Here is a 17,437-nt window from a genome sequence, read left to right as displayed (position 1 = left end):
GGCGGAGCCGCCCGCGTCGCTGGGCAGTTCCGCGGATCCGGGGCGCGTCACCGGCGTCCACCGCCCAGGAACGCCGCCACCCCGGCCAGCGCGAACGCCGCCGCGGCCGCGCCCGCGCGCCGCCACATCGCCGGCGCGTTCCGGGTGGGGACCTGCGGGTCCGGCGGCAGGCCGTAGACCTCGGGCTCGTCGAGCAGGAGGAAGAAGGCGCCGTCGCCGCCCACGCCGTCGTTCGGGTCCCGGCCGTAGAGCCGCGCCTCGGACACCCCGAGGTCGTGCAGCTGGGCGAGCCTGCGGTCGGCGCGCTCGCGCAGCTCGTCGAGCTCGCCGAACTGGATGGAGTCCGTGGGGCAGGCCTTGGCACAGGCGGGCTCGAGCCCGTCGCCGATCCGGTCGTAGCAGAGCGTGCACTTGTTGGCGCGCCCGTCGTGCTCGCGCCGGTCGATCACGCCGTACGGGCAGCCGGACACGCAGTACCCGCAGCCGTTGCAGATGTCCTGCTGCACGACCACCGTGCCGAACTCGGTGCGGAACAGCGCCCCGGTGGGGCAGACGTCGAGGCAGCCGGCGTGCGTGCAGTGCTTGCAGACGTCCGACGCCATCAGCCACCGGAAGTCCGTCCGGCCCTCGGCCCCGGTGAGGTCACCGGGCCGGGAGAAGCCGGGCATCCCCAGCTCCTGCGGCTGCGGGCCGCCCGGCGGCAGCGGGGACGTGCCCAGCTCCGACCCGCCCCGCGGGGCCGCCTCCAGCCGCGGCTCCACCGCACCCGCGGTCTCCGGGATCCCGCTGTCCCCGGTCGGCAGCCCGGCGAACCCGGGGTCCTGACGGCCCGTCGCGCGCGGCTGCTCCACGAACGCGACGTGCCGCCACGAGTTCGCGCCGAGCATCCCGGTGTTGTCGAAGGACATGCCGAGCAGGTCGAGGCCGTCCTCCGGGACGGCGTTCCACTCCTTGCAGGCCACCTCGCAGGCCTTGCAGCCGATGCACACGGAGGTGTCGGTGAAGAACCCGACGCGCGGCGGGTGGTCGAGGTGGCCCGCGTCGCCCGCCACGTCGTCGAGCGGCCCGGACAACCGGTTGCGACTCATGAGCCCTCCTCGGTGTGCGCCACACCGTGCGCGGTCGCGATGCGGGTGTTCGTCGCGACGGTGATCCCCGCGGCGGCCCGCACCTCGTCGAGCAGCGCGCGCAGCGCCGGCCCGCGCGGCCGCGGGCCGGGCCGGACGTCGCAGGTCGCGACCTTGCTCTCCTGGATGAAGACGTTGGAGTCCTCGACGACCCCGAACAGGTCGTTGACGACGTCGCCGGACACCAGGCCCGTGTGTCCGAAGTGGTACGGGAGCCACACCTGGTGCACCACCCGTCCGTCGATCCGCAGCGGCGCGAGCCGGTCGGTGACCACCACGCGGGCCTGCACCGCCGCCCGGCTCGTGACGACGTGCGCGTCGCCGAGGTGCGTGAGCCCGCGTTCGCGCGCGAGCTCCGGGGACACCTCCACGAACAGCGCGGGCTGCAGCTCCGACAGGTACGCCAGCTGCCGGCTCATCCCGCCCGCGGTGTGGTGCTCGGTCAGCCGCGCCGCGGTGAGGACGTAAGGGAACACGTCAGACCCGCGCTCGGGCGGCGCCGGGTTCGACGGGTTGTCCGGCCGGCCGTACACCTTGCGCGTCGGGTTGCCCTGCTGCCGGTAGAGCGGGTTGCGCACCGGCGACTCGTGCGGCTCGTAGTGGGTCGGCAACGGCCCGTCGAGCAGGCCGTGCGGCGCGAACAGCCAGGCCTTCCCGTCCGGTTGCATGATGAACGGGTCGTCGCCGCACAGGGCCTCCGGCCCGGTGGCGCCCTCCGGGGGCCGGTGACCGGGCGGGGTGGTCCGCGGGAAGTCCGGGATGTCGTCCCCCGTCCACTCCCCCTTCGCCTCGTCCCACCACACGAGCTTCTTGCGCTCGCTCCACGGCCGGCCCTCGGGGTCCGCCGAGGCCCGGTTGTAGAGGACGCGCCGGTTCATCGGCCAGGTCCAGCCCCACTCGGTCTCGTAGGACCCCTGCTCGGTGTGCGGCGTGCGCCGGGCCGCCTGGTTGACGCCGTCGGCGTAGACCCCGCTGTAGATCCAGCAGCCGCACGAGGTGCTCCCGTCGGCCTTGAGGCCGAGGTAGTCCGGCAGCAGCTCACCGGTGGTGAGGTCGTGGCCGTTGATCCGGCGCAGCACGTCGTCGGCCGAGGGCTCGACCCACGGGCCGGGGCCCTCCGGACCGGGCTCGGTCGCGTAGTCCCACGCCAGCTTCTGCACCGGCAGGTCGCGCTCGTCCGTGGAGTCCGCCAGCCGCTCCCGCACCAGCCGACCCAGGTGGTAGGCGAACCACAGCTCCGAGCGCCGGTCGCCCACCGGCTCGACGGCCTTGGTGCGCCACTGCAGCATCCGCTGCGTCTGGGTGAACGTGCCCTCCTTCTCCACGTGCGACGCCGCCGGCATGAGGAACACCTCGGTGCGGCACCGCTCGGGCACGATCTCGCCGGTCTCGATCTCCGGCGAGTCCTTCCAGAAGGTCGCGGTCTCGATCTCGTTGAGGTCCCGCACGACCAGCCAGTCCAGGGTGGCCAGTCCGAGCCGCTGCAGCTTCCCGTGGGCGGAGCCGACCGCCGGGTTCTGGCCGAGCACGAAGTAGCCGGACACCTTGCCGTCGATCATGTCCATGACCGTGCGGTAGGTGCCGTGGTCGCCGTCGATGCGCGGCAGCCAGCCGAAGCCGAAGTCGTTCTCCGGGGTGGCCGCGTCGCCGAAGTACTCCTTGAGCAACGAGACCAGGTAGGCGTCGACGGCGTAGCCGTACCCCTTGTGCCCGCCCGTGCGCTGGTCGGCGACCCACGTGGCGAGGTCCGTGTGCGTCACGTTCGGCATCGCGAGGTAGCCCGGTAGCAGGTTGAACAGGGTCGGGATGTCCGTGGACCCCTGGATGCTCGCGTGCCCGCGCAGCGCGAAGACCCCGCCGCCGGGCCGGCCGATGTTGCCGAGGAGCAGCTGCAGGATCGCACCGGTGCGGATGTACTGCGCGCCCACGCTGTGCTGGGTCCAGCCCACGCTGTAGACGAGTGCGGTCGTCCGCTCGCGGTTCGAGTTGGCCGTCCACGCGCGGCAGACGTCGAGGAACTGGTCCTGCGGCGTGCCGCAGACCCGCTCCACCATCTCCGGCGTGTAGCGGGCGAAGTGCCGCTTCAGGACCTGGAAGACGCAGCGGGGGTGCTGCAGCGTCGGGTCCTTCGCGATGTCGTCCGCCGCCCCGGCGACGCCCGCCCCGCTGGCCCCGGCCTGCATGGGCTCGGTCTGCTCCTTGGCCTCCGCCGAGTCGCCGTCCGGCGTGCTCTCCGTGGGCTCGGCGCCCTCGTAGTACCAGCTGCCGCGGTCGTAGGTCCCGGTCTCCGGGTCGTAGCCGGAGAACAGCCCGTCGAGCTCCTCGGTGTCGGCGAAGTCCTCACGCACCAGGAACGACGCGTTGGTGTAGGCCGCGACGTACTCCCGGAAGTCCAGGTCGTTGTCCAGCACGTACCGGATGACGCCGCCGAGGAACGCGATGTCCGAGCCCGCCCGGATCGGGACGTAGGTGTCCGCCACCGCGCTGGTCCGGGTGAACCGGGGGTCGATGTGGACGACCCGGGCGCCGCGGCCCTTCGCCTCCATGACCCACTGGAACCCGACCGGATGGGCCTCGGCCATGTTCGAGCCCATGATGATGATGCAGTCGGAGTTGGCGAGGTCCTGCTGGTAGTCCGTCGCGCCGCCGCGACCGAAGGAGGTCCCCAGACCGGGAACCGTGGCCGAGTGTCAAATACGGGCCTGGTTCTCGATCTGGATCGCGCCCATCGCCGTGAACAGCTTCTTGAGGAGGTAGTTCTCCTCGTTGTCGAGCGTCGCGCCGCCCAGCGCGGCGAACCCCGTGGTGCGGTTGAGCCGCCGGCCCTTGCCGTCGACGTCCTGCCAGCCCCGCTCGCGCGCCGCGACCACGCGGTCGGCGATCATCTCCATCGCCTCGTGCAGGTCCAGGTCGGTCCACTCGGTGGCGTACGGGGCGCGGTAGCGGACCTTGTCCAGCCGCTGCTCGCCGGTGACGAGCTGCAGGCTCGCCGAGCCCTTCGGGCACAGCCGGCCGCGGGAGATCGGCGAGTCGGGGTCGCCCTCGATCTGCACGACCTGCTCGTCCCGCACGTACACCTTCTGGGCGCAGCCGACCGCGCAGAAGGGGCACACGGATCCCGCCACCCGGTCGGCCGACGCCGTGCGCGGACGCAGGCCGACGTGCTTCGGCGACTGCGCGGCCGCGCCCCGCCCGAGCGGGTCGCTGCCGGTCAGCTGCCGGTACACCGGCCACGAGTCGAGGCCGATCGACCCCAGCCACGTCCGCACGCCCATGCGGCCTCCTTCTCGTCCGTCCGGCCTCCGTACCCGCGGGGGGCGGGGTGGAAACGCTCGGCCGATCTTGGGCGGGGCCGCAGGACACCGGCGGCGGGACCGTCGGCGTCGCCACCCGTTCGGTCGAACACGCCCCGTCGCGCTCGGCCGTCCAGGTGATAGACGCGGCGGGTCCGGCCGTCCTGTGTGTCCCGAGCCCGGGCTCGGGTACCGCCGTGGCCATCTCCGAACGAGAGGAGCGGGCAGTGACGGAGAGCACGAGCGAGACCGTCCGGGCCGAGGGCGCCGACGTCGGGCGGACCGCCGCCGAGGCGGGCGGCCAGGTCGCGGGAACCGCCGCCGACCAGGCCCGGAACGTCGCGGGCGAGGCCCGGCGGCAGGCGAAGGACCTCGTCGGCGAGGCGCGTGGCCGGCTGCAGCAGCAGGCCGGCTCGACGCAGCGACAGGCCGCGGACGGGGTGCGGGGGGTCGCCGACCAGCTGCGCCAGATGGCGGGCTCGGGCGACGGCGGACCCGTCGCCGACCTCGCCCACGAGGCCGCGGAACGGGCCGAGCGCCTGGCGTCCTGGCTGCAGGACCGCGAGCCGGGTGACCTGGTCGAGGAGGTCCGCCGGGTGGCCCGGCGCCGGCCCGGGGCCTTCCTGGCCGGGGCGGCCCTTGCGGGTGTCCTGGTCGGACGGTTGACGCGCGGTGTGGTCGACCACGAGAGGGACTCCTCCGGGCCGCAGGGGGGCCTGGCGGCCGACCGGGGCATGACCGGCCAGGGCATCCCGTCGGGCTACGGGGTTGCCGGCGAGGGCCTGCCGGGCGCGCCGCCGGTCCCGCCGCCGCCGGTGACCCCGGGGCCGACGTCCACCCCGCCCGTGGCGCCGGGGCCGGGCACGATCGGTCAGGGCGCGCCGCCCAACGCGCCCACACCGCCCACCGGCGGACCCGTGGTACCCCCGCCGCCCCCGCCCCCGGGTCCCGGACCGGCGCACGCGCCCCGGCCGGGCTCGACGACCGTCGGCGACTACGTCGACGAGCTGGGCCGTCGCGGTGATCCGCGCGTGACCGACCAGGACATCCGGTGACCGCGCCCGGCGGCCCGCCCGGCGGGCCGGTGCCGGGCCGGCACTCGGCACCCGATCTCGGACGGTTCGACCAGGCCTCACCGCCCGTCGCACCACCTCCGACAGCACCGCCTCCGACAGCACCGCCTCCCACGGCGGCGCCTCCGTCGGGGGCGACCCCGATGGGCGGCCGCAGCGACGCCCCGCCCGACGTCTCCGGCGTCTCGGTCGGCGACCTCATGGGCCGGGTCTCGCGGGACCTGTCCACCCTGATGCGGCAGGAGCTCGCGCTCGCCCAGGCCGAGCTGAAGCAGGAGGCCCGCAAGGCCGGCAAGGCCGCGGGCGGTTTCGGCGCGGCCGGGTTCGCCGGCTACATGGTGCTGCTGTTCCTGTCGGTCGCCCTGTGGGCGGCGCTGAGCAACGTCATGGACGGCGGGTGGGCCGGCCTGATCGTCGCCGCCGTCTGGGCCGTGATCGCGGCGGTCGCCTTCGTGATCGGCCGCAACAACGCACGGCGCACCCATCCCACCCCGGAACGGACCGTCGACACCCTCAAGCAGGTTCCCGACGCCCTCAAGGGCCGATAGGAGGACCCGATGACCACCCCCCACGGCACTCCCGCAGACCCCACGCCCTACGGCACGGACGACCCCGACGTCATCCGCCGCCAGATCGAGCAGACCCAGAACCGGCTCAGCGGCGACGTCGACGCCCTGACCGAGAAGGTCACCCCGGGCCGGGTCGTGCAGCGCCGCGTCGACCGCGTGCGCGACCGCGTCTCCGGCTGGCGTGACAGCGTCATGGGCAGCGACCCGGCCGGGTCCGCCCGCCACACCGCCCACCAGGCCGCCGGCACGGCCCGCTCGCTGGCCGGCGAGGCGTCCGACCGCGCGAGCGCAGTGTCCGACCGCGCGAGCGCGATGACCGACACGGTGACCGACAAGGCGTCGGACGCGGCGTCGACGATCGCCGACACCGCCCGCGAGACCCCGGACATGGTGCGCCGCCAGGCCCGCGGCAACCCGCTGGCCGCCGGCCTGATCGCGTTCGGTGCGGGCTGGCTCGTGTCCTCCCTGCTCCCGGCGAGCCGCAAGGAGCAGGAGCTCGCCGGCCAGGCCAAGGACCGGGCGATGGAGGTCGGCCGGCCGCTGGCGCAGCAGGTCGGCGAGAAGGCCAAGGAGGTCGGCGAGGACCTCCGCGAGCCGGCGCAGCAGGCCGTCCAGTCGGTCCAGGAGACGGCCAAGGACGCCGCCTCCACCGTGGCCGACGAGGGCAGGTCCGCCGCCGGGCAGGTCCAGGAGCGCGCCCAGGACGCGGCGGGCACCGTCAAGGAGCAGGCCCGGCCGTCCTGACCGCCGGCCCCGGGCGGGGACGAGTGCGCCCCGCCCGGGTGGCCGGCCCGTGCGAACGAGAAGGTATGCGGCGCCGCCGTTCGGGTAGGCCGCCGGTATGACCGGCTCACCGATCGTCCGGGCGCTGCGCGCCACCGAGTCCGTCCGGATCCCCGACCACGCCGCCGTCACGGCCCAGCGCGGGCTGCGCCGGGTCCTCACCGGCAGCCGGCTCGACGGGCCGCTGCGGGGCTCGTGGATCGGACACCCCGTGCACCCGCTGCTGGTCACCGTGCCGATCGGCGCCTGGGCCTCGGCCGTGCTGCTCGACGCCGTGGGCGGGCAGGAGGAGGCGGCCCGCCGGGTCGTGGGCGCGGCGCTGGTCAGCCTGCTCCCGACGGCGGTCACCGGGCTCGCCGACTGGAGCGGGCTCGACGAGCGCCGGCGCCGGGTGGGGCTGCTCCACGCGGCCGGCAACATGGTGTCCGGCGCCTTCCTCGGCGCCTCCTACGCGGCGCGCCGGCAGGGCCGGCACCGGGCCGGGGCGCTGTTGTCGCTGGTCGGGATGCTGCCGCTGGGGATCTCCGGCGCGCTGGGCGGACACTTGTCGTACGCCCAGGGATCGGGGGTCGGGCGGTGGCCCGAGGCCTCCCCCGAGGCGGGGCGGACCGAGCGGGACATCGTGGCGTCCGACGGTGCACCCGGCACCGCATCCGACAACGCGCCGCTGGACACCGGCGCCATCCCGGGCAGCGGGCCCGAGGCGAACCCGACCTGAGCCGCATGGCCGGGCACACCGCGGGGTAGCTGCGGGGCATGACCGATCGATCCCACGGCGTCCCCCCGGCCGAGCTCGACGACGACGTGCTGCGCCGGGAGATGACCCACCTGCACGAGACGCGCCACGACACCGTCCTCGGCGGCTCCGAGGACGCGCTCGAGGCGCACACCCGCCGGATGCTGGAGCTCGAGGCGGAGTTCCTGCGCCGCTTCCCCGAGGAGGGCGCGCCGGACCCGCGCCGCACCCGGGCCGGCAGCCGCGAGCAGGCCGGCCAACCGGTCCCGGGCAGCGCCTCCGGCTGAGCCCGCCCCCGGCCCCGCTCCGCCGCGGCCGTCAGCCCAGCAGGTGGCGGCGGAGCGCCGGCAGCTGCCGGGTCTCGACGTCGTGCTCCCAGGCCTCCGCGACGTCCTCGGGCCGGTCGTCGCGCAGCAGCCGGCCGAGCGTGTTGGTGTCCTTCCACGGCTCGGCCCGCGACCGCAGCGAGAGCACGAGCGTGACCCGGTGCCCGTCCGTGAGCAGTTCCGCGGTGTGCAGCAGCATCCGGCCCTGCAGCAGCACCGCCGCGCCGACCCGCTGGGGCACGGCCTCCAGCTCCGCGGCCGGCAGGTCGCCCTGCGCCGCCCGCACCGCCCCGACATCCGCGGGGCCCCGGAAGACCAGCGTGCTCCCGCCCTCCTGGCCGCCGTCGGCGTGCAGCGGCACCAGCTCCACGAACGCGGGGCCGTCGCGGTGCAGGGCGATCGGTGCCTGCCCGGGGCGGTAGAAGTTGACGCCGGAGCACGAGGTCGGGATCGGGTAGGGCTCGAGCTCCACCCCGGCGAGGTCGCTGAGCCGGTCGAGCCGGTCGCGGTCGTGCACCAGCCGGCGCACCTCGGGCACCAGGTCCTGGACCCGCCGGAGATGGTCGAGCCCGAGGTGCCGCTCGCCCGCCTGTGCCTGCGCGGCCTCCGCGTGCAGCTCCCGGGCGCGGGCGAGGACGCTCTCCAGCCCCTCGTCGTCGTAGTCGTGGGTGTACCGGGCGAAGGCCAGGTCCGCGGCGGCCTCGGCCCCGCCGTCGCCGCCCGTCACCTCGGTGAGCGTCCGCCTCTCCAGCACCTGCATCGACGTCCCCCGTCCCCTCGGCGCCCCTGCCTGCGTGCGGCCCGGCTGCCCGCGGGGACGGGCGCGAAACCCGCCGTCCGGTTCGGCCGCTCGCCACACTCCGAGGGGCTGCGGAACGGGCCGGGTGGTGGGCGGATCCGCCCGGATCGGACCGGGTGACCCGGCGCCCGCGGCATGGCGGGCGGTGCGCGGGGTACGCGACGGACGCAGGGTGCCGTGCGCACCCGCGCTCGTCGTCCCGAGGAGGAAGTCCATGTCCGACCGGTCCGCGGAGCAGGGTCCGGGGCACGCCCCCTTCCCCTGGGTGCAGCTGGGAGCGCTGGTCCTCGGAGCCCTGCTGATGATCTACGGCTTGGTCGGGTTCTGGCCGGCCTTCTCGCCGCTCGGTGCCGACGGCCGCCAGCCGACGCTGCTCGGCCTCGAGGTCAATCCCCTGCGCAGCGCCCTGACCCTGGCGCTGGGCGTGATCGGGATGATCAGCGCGACGCGGATGTCCTCCGCGCGCGCGTACGGCTGGGTGCTCGCCGTGGTCAGTGCCGCGTTCGTGGTGTTCGGGATCCTCGGCGTCGCCGACCCGGCGGTCGACTGGCTGGGTATGAACACCCCCGCGATCGTGGTCGCCGGGGTGTTCGCCGTGCTGGGTCTGGTCCTGGCGCTCGGGCGCGTGACCCGGTCCTTCCCGGGCGGTGACCGGGAGGAACCGGCGGTGCACGGGGAACCGGCCCGGCGCGAGCGCCACTGACCATGCCGGGCCGACCCGTCGAGGCGGTGCCTAGCGGACCAGGTCCGTCGGCGCAGCCCGGCGGCCGCGCCGCGACCCGCGGTAGGCCCGCGCGCGCAGGTCGGCGAGCAGGGGCACCGGGCGCAGCCCCGGGAGCTGGTGCAGCACCGGGTCGAAGGCCACCGGACCGGTCCGCTCCTCGCTGAGGACGAGGGTGGCCACGGCCCGGGCGGCCGCCCCGAGGGGCGCCTCGACCAGGCGGAAGCGCAGCGAACGGGCCCGCACGGCGTCCGGCACCGCCCGCGGGTCCGCGGGCGGGTCCGGCTCGCGCGGCTCCGGCTCCAGCAGCAGCCGCATCCGGCCCGCGTCGGTGTCGTACGGCAGCAGGGTGCTGTAGGTCGCGGTTCGCCAGCCCCGGGCCGGCGCGAGCAGCACACCGCCCGCGGTCGAGGTGGTGAACAGCAGGTCGAGGGCCTCGCGCGCGTGGTCCGGCTCGACGCGCACGGCCACGCCGAGCAGGTCGGGCAGGTCGCGCGGCGTGCCGGCCCCCTTCGAGAGCCGCACGAGCACGCGGTGGGGGCCGAGGCCGAGGGCCTGCCCGACGGCCGACCCACCGTCGTCGATCTGCAGCTCGCCACCGAGCAGGACACCGCGGGGATGGAACGCGGGGGCCCCTCGCAGCCGGGCGAGGGCGCGGAACACCGTCCGGATCACATCCGGAGCGTGCCCGAACCGGACGGGCGGAAACCGGCGTTCCGGGCATGGTGCGGGCCCCCGGTGGTACGCGGTCGACGGGCCGGACGGGCGTGGCAGCCCCTGGACGGACCGAGGGGGGAGGTCGGGATGGTGTCGGGGAACCTCCGGAGCCTGACCCGCAGGTTGGGGCCTCCCGCGGCCGTGGCCGGCGCGGCGCTGCTGGTCCGCGGGTGTCTGGCGCTCACCGTCGACGCGGCCATGGCCGCGGTCGTCGGGCTGGTCGTCGGGACCCCGCCCGTCGCGGTGTGGTGCCTGCAGGCCGGGCCGCGGCGATCCGCGGGAGACGTCGTGCGGATCGTCGCGGCGACCGGCTCGGCGATCGTCGCGCTGGTCCTGGTCGCGCGGGGCGTGCTGGTCACGGTGCACGCCGGCGTCGGCGGGCTGCTGGCGACGGCCGCCCTGGCCCTCGTGCTGGGGCTCGTGCTCGGCGCGGTCCGCCGGTGGCGCCCGGTCCCGCCCGTCGGGGCCCGCCGCCCGGCGACGCACACGGTCCCGCTGGCCGAGCTGTGCCGGCAGTGGCGGCTGAGCTGCGGGCACCTGCAGCGGGCCGGCTCACCCGCCGAGCTCGATCTCGTCGCCTCCCTCCGGGCGGCCTACCTCGACGAGTTCGAGCGGCGTGACCCGGAGGGCTTCCGCTGCTGGACCCGGCACGACACCGCGGCCCGCTCCGATCCTTCGGGATGGCTGCGCGAGCGGCGCGCCGACGACCCGGCCGGCTGAGGGCGGTCGGCCCCGGGCGACGGCGTCCCGGACCCGCAGAGTCGGGCGGACGGACGCCGTCGGAACCGGGGGTGGGTTCAGGAGGAGAGGCCGAGCACCTGCGCGGGGCGGGCCAGCAGGCCGGGCAGCTGCTGGCTCGGCCGCTGCTGCTCGCCGTGCACCGCGTTCACGACCACCAGCGCGCCGGTGAGGGCCGGGACCAGCCACTGGCAGACGCGGAGCCGGCGCTGGGCCGCGCTCGTCGCCTCGGTCGTCTCCGGGCCGGGCTCGGTGGTGCCCTCGACGGGCTGGCCCTCGGCGGCCTCCAGCTTCTTGCCGAGCATCCGGCTGTAGGCGGTGACGGCGATGGCCGCCACGGTCAGGCCGGTCATCGCCGCGCTCGACGCGGCGACCCCCTTCTGCGCCGCGACCCGGCCCTTGTTGCCCCAGCCCACGCCGGTCGCCCCGACGAGGTGGGCGCCGATCGCCGCCAGGTTCACCGGGGTCCACCGGGCCCAGCCCGCGTTGGCGATGCGGAGCCGCTCGCGCGGGTCGGAGGCCTGCGCCGCCGCGCCGTTGACGGCGACGGCCCCGGCGAGGGTGCCGCCGAACCAGGCGGCGAGGCCGAGCTCGTGCAGGGTGCGGACGACGGTGTTGCGCTGGGTCATGGGGTTCTCCAGGACGTCGGGGGACGTGCGGGCCAGGTCCCCGCCCGGCTACCCGGCCCGCCGCGTCTCACACTGCGTGACGACGACGGCGCGGCCCGGGAAGCCGGGAGTCCCCGGTCGGGGCGCGGGATGGGTCAGGAGCGCACGCTGCCGGGGCCCGCGCCGCTCACGCTGCCGGGGCCGCCGGCGTCGTCGTCGGGCCCCTCCCCCGCGTCGCTCTGCGGGCCCTCCCCCTCGAGGATCTCGTCGCCGTGCAGGATCTCCTCGCCCCGCAGCACGGTGTCGTCGCCGTGATCAACCTGGTCACCGTGGTCGCCGTGCGTGGGCTCGTCGGGTCCGGTCATGCACCCGGCCTACCCCCTGCGCCCGGCCGGCAACCGGCGGAGGACCGCCGCCGCACGGCCGAACGGCCCTGCCGACGCCCTCCTCCGTCTCGCGATGCTGGCCGGATGCCGAACCCGGGCCCGTGGATCGACCTCGCGGCCGAGATGCTCCACGATCCGGAACCCCGTTTCCCGCTGGAGCGTGTCGTCGCGCAGTTGATGGAGTCCTTCGAGCTCGTCGGGTGCTCCTTCAACGACCGTCCGCCGGGGCCCGGCGTGCTCCGCCTGTGGCCGGACGACGGCTCCTTCGGCGGGCTGGACCGGGAGATCCGCGAGTGGACGGCCGCGTACGGCGGCTGGGAGCACCCGCTGCTGCGCTACTACTCGGCCACGGACGACGCCGAACCGGTCCACCTGGCCGACGTGCCGGACCGGTTCGCGGACCGGCGGGTCCGCGACGCCTGGCACGAGTTCGCCGGCCCGGGCGGCTTCGCCCACCAGATCCTGCTCCCCCTGGGCGTGCCCCATCCCCACCACCGCGCCTTCTCGATCGTCCGCGCGGATCCCTTCACACCGCAGGAGCAGACGTTCGCCCGGTCGGTGTGGCGGCTGGTCCGCGGGCTCGACCGGCAGGCCGCGGCCCTGGCCCGGGCGCACCGCGAGGTCGCGACCGAGGTGCGGCTGACCCCGCGGCAGACGTCCGTCCTCGTCCTGGTGGCCTGCGGCCTCACCGCCGGGACGGTGGCGCGCCGGCTCGCGATCACCGAACGCACCGTGCACAAGCACCTCGAGGCGGTCTACCACAGGATCGGTGTGCACGACCGCCTGGCGGCCGTGCTCTGGGCGCAGCGGTCCGGGCTCCTCACGGACGCCGGGCCCGCGGGCCGGGCGACCCCGCCGCCGGTGTCGCCCCGGGACGAACCGGTCAGGAATCGAGAAGCCCCTGGCCGGAGCCCGTTCGTAGCGTGACCGGTGTCGCCGTTCACCGACCCCGGCCGGACGCCCCGCAGGTCGCGGAGGAGCCGTCCGCCGACGAGGAGGCCCCGATGACCCGGAACACGTGGATCCGCCGGACCCACCGCTGGACGTCCCTCGCGTTCACCCTGACCGTCGTCGTCTGCTTCGCGGCCCTGGGCGGAGCACTGCCCGAGTGGGTGTTCTACGTGCCCCTGCTCCCGCTCGCCGTGCTGCTGGCCAGCGGTCTGTACCTGTTCGTGCTGCCGTACACCCGCCGTCGCCGCACCCGCCCGGTGGGCGAGCACCCGGCGACCTGAGGAGGCCCCGCCCCTAGGCGCCGACGGGCTTGAGGGGGTCGTGGCCGAGGCGCATGAGCTTGTGCCGCCAGGCCGCCTGGCCCGCGGTGGGCTCGAGGTCCTCGCGGCGCTGGGACAGCACCCGGTCGACGACGCGGCGCATGCAGTCGGCGTCCTCGGTGGTGAGGTCCGCGCGTCGCTTGCGGAGGATCGCCAGCACCTCGCGGCCGTTCGGGGTGCCGGCGTGGTCGGGCTCCACCTCCGCGTCGACGTCGGCGGAGTCGGTCCGCAGCCAGTCCTCCAGCTCCCGGGACGTCATGTTCACGACACGGTGGAACTCGTTCCAGAGGGCGTCGTCGACGTGTTCGGCCATACCCCGGGTCTACCCCGCGGTGCCCGGCTCACACGGGCGCCGGGGGGCGCGGCCGGCCCGGTTACGGTTTGCCGCGTGGCACTGCACCGGGGCCTGGCGTTGCTCGTCGCCGGGGCGTTCTTCATGGAGATCCTCGACGGCACCGTGCTCGCCCCGGCGGCCCCGCACATCGCGGCCGACCTGGGGGTCGCCCCGGTCGACGTCAACGTGGCGATCACCGCCTACGTGCTGACCCTCGGCGTCCTGATCCCGGTGAGCGGCTGGCTGGCGGACCGGTACGGGGCGCGCCGGGTGTTCTGCGCGGCGCTGGCGGTGTTCGTGCTGGCCTCGGCGGCGTGCGCGCTCGCGCCGAACCTCACCGCGCTCACCGCCGCGCGGGTGGCGCAGGGCGCCGGCGGGGCGATGATGGTGCCGGTCGGGCGGCTGGTCGTGCTGCGCACCACCGCGAAGGCGGATCTCGTGCGGGCCATCGCCTACCTGACCTGGCCGGCCCTGCTCGCCCCCGTGCTCGCCCCGGTCGTCGGCGGGGTGCTGGCCGAGTACGCCTCCTGGCGCTGGATCTTCGTGATCAACGTGCCGCTCGGGCTGGCCGCCCTGGCCGTGGCGCTGCGGATCGTCCCCGGCCTGCGGGCCGACAGCCCTCCCCCGCTCGACCGGGCCGGGTTCGCGCTCACCGCGGTCGGGGTCGCGGCGCTCGTCGTCGGACTGGAGGGGCTCGGCTCGGGCTTCTCCCCCGCGACGGTCATCGCCCTGGTCGTCGCGGCCGCCGGCCTCGCGCTGGCCGTGCGGCACCTGCTCCGGGCCGAACGTCCCCTCGTCGACCTGCGGATCCTGCGGGTCGCGACCTACCGGGTCACCGCGGCGAGCGGCTCGGTCTACCGCGCTGTGATCACCGCGATCCCTTTCCTGCTGCCCCTGCTCTTCCAGATCGGGTTCGGCTGGTCGGCGGCGCAGGCGGGCGCGGTGGTGATCGCGCTGTTCGTCGGCAACGTCGCGATCAAGCCCGCGACGACCCCGCTCATGCGCCGATTCGGGATCCGCACCGTACTGCTCGGCTCGATCGCGGTGGGCGCGGCCTGCCTGGTCGCGATGGCGTTCCTGCAGCCCACCACGCCGCTGCCACTGCTGGTGTCCCTGCTGCTGGTCAGCGGGGTCGCGCGGTCGACCGGTTTCACCGCCTACAACAGCGTGGCGTTCGCGGACGTCGAGGCCGGGCGGATGTCCCACGCGAACACGCTGCTGTCCACGCTGCAGGAGCTCGGCGCCGGCCTCGGCGTCGCGGTCGGCGCCCTGCTCGTGCGGCTCGGGCACGCGGCGGGCGGCGCGGTGCCGGTCGCGACCGGTGCGGCCGGGCCCTACCGCGTCGCGTTCGTGCTGCTCGCGGTGGTGCTCGCGCTCCCCGCGGTGTCGGCGCTGCTCCTCGACCGGACCGCGGGCGACGCCGTGACGGGACGCTGATCGACGGACCGGGGCCCGGTCAGGGCCGCCGGGAGGACAGGGCGAGGCCGGCGGGCTCGGACCGGACGACGACGTCGTCGAACCCCGCCGCCCGCAGGGCGCCGCCCACGGCGGCGGTGATCCGCGCCGGGGGTTGTGGCCCGGCGGGCCCGAAGCAGACGTGCAGGCGGCCGCCGGGACGGAGCGCGTCGCGGAGGACGGCGAGCTCCCGATCGGCGGACCGCGTCCAGAACACGTTGACGTTCACCGAGAAGGCGGCGTCGAACGACCCGGGCGGCAGGTCGAGGGCGGCGAGCTCGGCCGTACGGACCTCGAGGAGCCCGGCCGCGACGTGGTCCGCGTTGCGCCGCAGGGTCCGGTCCGTGGCGACCGCCGACCGGTCCACGGCGAGCAGCCGCGCGCCGCGCCGGCACACCAGGTCCGCCGCCACGCCCGGCCCCGGGCCGACCTCCAGGATCCGCTCGCCGGCCCGGGGATCCAGCAGGTCCACGGCCCAGGCGACACGCTCGGGAACGGGCACGTGGCCATCCTGCCGCGTCGGCGCAGGGTCAGGAGGTCTCGGCGGTCCGTCCGCTTCGCGCGCCCGAGTTGTCAGGGACGCAGCGGCATCGCGAGATCCCGCGGGAACCGGTCCGGCTCCGGCGATCAGGCTGCGAACAGGCCGGGGCGGCAGTCGCACGGATGCGACTGCCGCCCCGGTCCGTCACTCAGCGCCGGCGCATCCGGGTGAGCATCCCGCGCGCCCGCTCCCGGTTGCGTGGGTCGGCGGCGAGCCGCCGGCCCTGCTCGGTGAGCCGGCGACCGTTGGGGCTCTGCAGGAAACGCTTGACCTTCTCGACGATCGGCATGGGCCCCGGGTACCCCGCGACGCGCGGAACCACGCATCACGGGCGGAACCGGGCGTGCGTCACAGGACTCAGGTGCCGCAGAAGGTCCGGAAGGAGCCGAAGCTCGGCGGGGCCGGGAGCGCGTAGGCCTCGAGGCCGGGGCGCTCCTCGAACGGCCGGGCGAGCACGTCGAGCAGCCGGTCCAGCGGAGCGCGGTCGCCCGCCACGGCGGCCGTCAGCGCCTCGTCCACCAGGTGGTTGCGTGGCACGTAGACGGGGTTGACCCGGTCCATCGCCGCGGCGATCTCGGGTCCCGGACGGTCCGGCAGGAGCGCCCGCCACCGCTGCGCCCAGGCGTCGAAGCCCTCCCCCGCGAGCGCCCGCGCCGGCTCCGGATCACCGGCCACGGCGCGCGACAACGCCCGGAAGAACGACGTGAAGTCGACCTTCTGCTCCTGCAGCAGCGTCAACAGGTCGTCGACGAGGGCCTTGTCCTCGGCGTCGTCGGCCAAGCCGAGCTTGGCCTGCATCCCTGTCCGCCAGTGCCGCTCGTAGCGGTCGGCGAAGGACAGCAGCACGTCGGTCGCGGCCTTGATCGCGGCGTCGGTGTCCTCGTCGAGGAGCGGGAGCAGGGCCTCGGCGAACCGGGCCAGGTTCCACTGCGCGATCCCGGGTTGGTTGCCGTAGGCGTAGCGGCCGCCGTGGTCGATCGAGCTGAACACCGTGGCCGGGTCGTAGGCGTCCATGAACGCGCACGGGCCGTAGTCGATGGTCTCGCCCGAGATCGTCATGTTGTCGGTGTTCATGACGCCGTGCACGAACCCGACGAGCATCCACTGCGCGAGCAGCGCGGCCTGCGCCTCGACCACGCCCGTGTACAGGGCGAGGTACGGGTTGTCGGCCTCGGCCGCGGCCGGGTGGTGGCGGGCGATGGCGTGGTCGGCGAGCCGGCGGAGCAGGCCGGTGTCCCGGGTGGCGGCGGCGAACTGGAAGGTCCCGACGCGGATGTGGCTGGCCGCGACCCGGGTCAGCACCGCCCCGGGCTCCATCCGGTCCCGCACGACCTGCTCGCCCGTCCCGACGACGGCGAGCGCGCGCGTGGTCGGGATGCCGAGCGCGTGCATCGCCTCGCCGACGACGTACTCGCGCAGCATCGGCCCGAGCGGCGCCTTCCCGTCGCCACCGCGCGCGAACGGCGTCCGCCCCGAGCCCTTGAGGTGCAGGTCGCGGCGCCGGCCCCGGCTGTCGAGCACCTCGCCGAGCAGCAGCGCCCGCCCGTCCCCGAGGCGCGGGACGTACCCGCCGAACTGGTGCCCGGCGTACGCCATCGCCACGGACGCGGCGCCCTCCGGCTTCGCGTTCCCGGCCAGGACCGCGACTCCCTCGGGCGCGCGCAGCGCCTCGGCGTCGACGCCCAGCTCGGCGGCCAGCTCGTCGTTGAGCACGACGAGGGACGGCTCCGGGGCCCGTGCGGCCTCCCACGGCACGCACAGCTCGCCCAGGTCATGGACGTAGGAGTTGTCGAAGGTGAACAACGACCCGAGCGCGAGACTCATGGGTCCGAGGCTAACCCCGGCCCCGGCCGGGTGCCGATCGTGCGCGGCAGGATGCGACGCGGGATCGTCTGGGTGAACGGGACCTTCGGGGTGGGGAAGACGCAGGTCACCCACGAGCTGCGCCGTCGGCTGGGGC

At 75.6% G+C, this 17,437-nt stretch carries 20 protein-coding genes; 10 read left to right on the top strand and 10 right to left on the bottom strand.

From position 1 onward, the window contains the following. Positions 1–47: 47 nt before the first annotated feature. Both ABD990_RS16385 and fdh read right to left on the bottom strand, forming a co-directional pair. The gene (locus ABD990_RS16385; RefSeq protein WP_345381383.1) at positions 48–1,088 is read right to left on the bottom strand and encodes a 4Fe-4S dicluster domain-containing protein; all 1,041 of its coding nucleotides are present in this window, start codon (positions 1,086–1,088) and stop codon (positions 48–50) included. Then, entirely contained in the window at positions 1,085–4,402 is a 3,318-nt protein-coding gene (fdh, locus tag ABD990_RS16380) for a formate dehydrogenase (RefSeq protein WP_345381382.1), read from the bottom strand. Before fdh ends, ABD990_RS16385 begins: the two co-directional genes overlap by 4 nt. A gap of 245 nt (positions 4,403–4,647) precedes the next feature. Here fdh and ABD990_RS16375 point away from each other — a divergent pair, with 245 nt between their 5' ends. The 5 genes from ABD990_RS16375 to ABD990_RS16355 all read left to right on the top strand — a co-directional run bounded on the left by ABD990_RS16375 (position 4,648) and on the right by ABD990_RS16355 (position 7,868). Then, entirely contained in the window at positions 4,648–5,475 is an 828-nt protein-coding gene (locus ABD990_RS16375; protein ID WP_345381381.1) for a hypothetical protein, read from the top strand. A 161-nt stretch (positions 5,476–5,636) separates the two neighbouring features. Next, entirely contained in the window at positions 5,637–6,041 is a 405-nt protein-coding gene (locus tag ABD990_RS16370; protein ID WP_345381380.1) for a phage holin family protein, read from the top strand. 9 nt (positions 6,042–6,050) lie between these two features. Then, positions 6,051–6,806: a DUF3618 domain-containing protein gene (locus ABD990_RS16365; protein ID WP_345381379.1), complete on the top strand. Its 756-nt coding sequence runs from the start codon at positions 6,051–6,053 to the stop codon at positions 6,804–6,806. A 97-nt stretch (positions 6,807–6,903) separates the two neighbouring features. Continuing rightward, the gene (locus ABD990_RS16360) at positions 6,904–7,563 is read left to right on the top strand and encodes a DUF2231 domain-containing protein (protein WP_345381378.1); all 660 of its coding nucleotides are present in this window, start codon (positions 6,904–6,906) and stop codon (positions 7,561–7,563) included. A gap of 38 nt (positions 7,564–7,601) precedes the next feature. Further along, a complete protein-coding gene (locus ABD990_RS16355; RefSeq protein ID WP_345381377.1) occupies positions 7,602–7,868 on the top strand; it encodes a DUF6158 family protein in 267 nt (88 codons plus the stop codon). A 31-nt stretch (positions 7,869–7,899) separates the two neighbouring features. Here the strand turns inward: ABD990_RS16355 and ABD990_RS16350 are convergent, their stop codons facing one another. Next, positions 7,900–8,667: a hypothetical protein gene (locus ABD990_RS16350; RefSeq protein ID WP_345381376.1), complete on the bottom strand. Its 768-nt coding sequence runs from the start codon at positions 8,665–8,667 to the stop codon at positions 7,900–7,902. 253 nt (positions 8,668–8,920) lie between these two features. Here ABD990_RS16350 and ABD990_RS16345 point away from each other — a divergent pair, with 253 nt between their 5' ends. After that, positions 8,921–9,409, top strand: a complete 489-nt coding sequence (locus ABD990_RS16345; protein ID WP_345381375.1) for a DUF4383 domain-containing protein — start codon at positions 8,921–8,923, stop codon at positions 9,407–9,409. A gap of 30 nt (positions 9,410–9,439) precedes the next feature. On the opposite strand, the gene ABD990_RS16340 is transcribed toward ABD990_RS16345, so the two are convergent. Beyond that, positions 9,440–10,102: a hypothetical protein gene (locus ABD990_RS16340; RefSeq protein ID WP_345381374.1), complete on the bottom strand. Its 663-nt coding sequence runs from the start codon at positions 10,100–10,102 to the stop codon at positions 9,440–9,442. 129 nt (positions 10,103–10,231) lie between these two features. Here ABD990_RS16340 and ABD990_RS16335 point away from each other — a divergent pair, with 129 nt between their 5' ends. Further along, positions 10,232–10,864, top strand: coding sequence for a hypothetical protein (locus ABD990_RS16335; protein ID WP_345381373.1), 633 nt, complete (start codon positions 10,232–10,234; stop codon positions 10,862–10,864). A gap of 77 nt (positions 10,865–10,941) precedes the next feature. On the opposite strand, the gene ABD990_RS16330 is transcribed toward ABD990_RS16335, so the two are convergent. Both ABD990_RS16330 and ABD990_RS16325 read right to left on the bottom strand, forming a co-directional pair. Further along, positions 10,942–11,511, bottom strand: coding sequence for a hypothetical protein (locus ABD990_RS16330; protein WP_345381372.1), 570 nt, complete (start codon positions 11,509–11,511; stop codon positions 10,942–10,944). A gap of 134 nt (positions 11,512–11,645) precedes the next feature. Further along, entirely contained in the window at positions 11,646–11,855 is a 210-nt protein-coding gene (locus ABD990_RS16325) for a hypothetical protein (RefSeq protein ID WP_345381371.1), read from the bottom strand. 105 nt (positions 11,856–11,960) lie between these two features. On the opposite strand from ABD990_RS16325, the gene ABD990_RS16320 reads away from it, so the two are divergent. Together ABD990_RS16320 and ABD990_RS16315 are read left to right on the top strand one after the other, a co-directional pair. Continuing rightward, positions 11,961–12,803 (top strand): helix-turn-helix transcriptional regulator, encoded by an 843-nt coding sequence (locus tag ABD990_RS16320; RefSeq protein ID WP_345381370.1) that lies wholly within the window; start codon positions 11,961–11,963, stop codon positions 12,801–12,803. 77 nt (positions 12,804–12,880) lie between these two features. Further along, positions 12,881–13,108, top strand: coding sequence for a hypothetical protein (locus ABD990_RS16315; protein ID WP_345381369.1), 228 nt, complete (start codon positions 12,881–12,883; stop codon positions 13,106–13,108). A gap of 13 nt (positions 13,109–13,121) precedes the next feature. On the opposite strand, the gene ABD990_RS16310 is transcribed toward ABD990_RS16315, so the two are convergent. Beyond that, on the bottom strand, positions 13,122–13,460 hold the full coding sequence (locus ABD990_RS16310; RefSeq protein WP_345381368.1) for a DUF3140 domain-containing protein: 339 nt from the start codon (positions 13,458–13,460) through the stop codon (positions 13,122–13,124). Between the two features lie 75 nt (positions 13,461–13,535). Here ABD990_RS16310 and ABD990_RS16305 point away from each other — a divergent pair, with 75 nt between their 5' ends. Further along, on the top strand, positions 13,536–14,918 hold the full coding sequence (locus ABD990_RS16305; protein WP_345381367.1) for an MFS transporter: 1,383 nt from the start codon (positions 13,536–13,538) through the stop codon (positions 14,916–14,918). A 19-nt stretch (positions 14,919–14,937) separates the two neighbouring features. Here ABD990_RS16305 and ABD990_RS16300 read toward each other — a convergent pair whose 3' ends face one another. The 3 genes from ABD990_RS16300 to ABD990_RS16290 all read right to left on the bottom strand — a co-directional run bounded on the left by ABD990_RS16300 (position 14,938) and on the right by ABD990_RS16290 (position 17,301). Further along, the gene (locus tag ABD990_RS16300) at positions 14,938–15,438 is read right to left on the bottom strand and encodes a class I SAM-dependent methyltransferase (protein WP_345381366.1); all 501 of its coding nucleotides are present in this window, start codon (positions 15,436–15,438) and stop codon (positions 14,938–14,940) included. A gap of 187 nt (positions 15,439–15,625) precedes the next feature. Next, a complete protein-coding gene (locus ABD990_RS16295; RefSeq protein ID WP_345381365.1) occupies positions 15,626–15,766 on the bottom strand; it encodes a hypothetical protein in 141 nt (46 codons plus the stop codon). Positions 15,767–15,834: 68 nt separating this feature from the next. Beyond that, positions 15,835–17,301, bottom strand: a complete 1,467-nt coding sequence (locus ABD990_RS16290) for a protein adenylyltransferase SelO (RefSeq protein ID WP_345381364.1) — start codon at positions 17,299–17,301, stop codon at positions 15,835–15,837. Between the last annotated feature and the right edge of the window lie 136 nt (positions 17,302–17,437).

Source organism: Pseudonocardia yuanmonensis (assembly GCF_039542425.1).
Taxonomy (GTDB): Bacteria; Actinomycetota; Actinomycetes; order Mycobacteriales; family Pseudonocardiaceae; genus Pseudonocardia; species Pseudonocardia yuanmonensis.
Note: the sequence above shows the minus strand (reverse complement) of the source record. Positions and strands in the feature narration are given on the sequence as shown.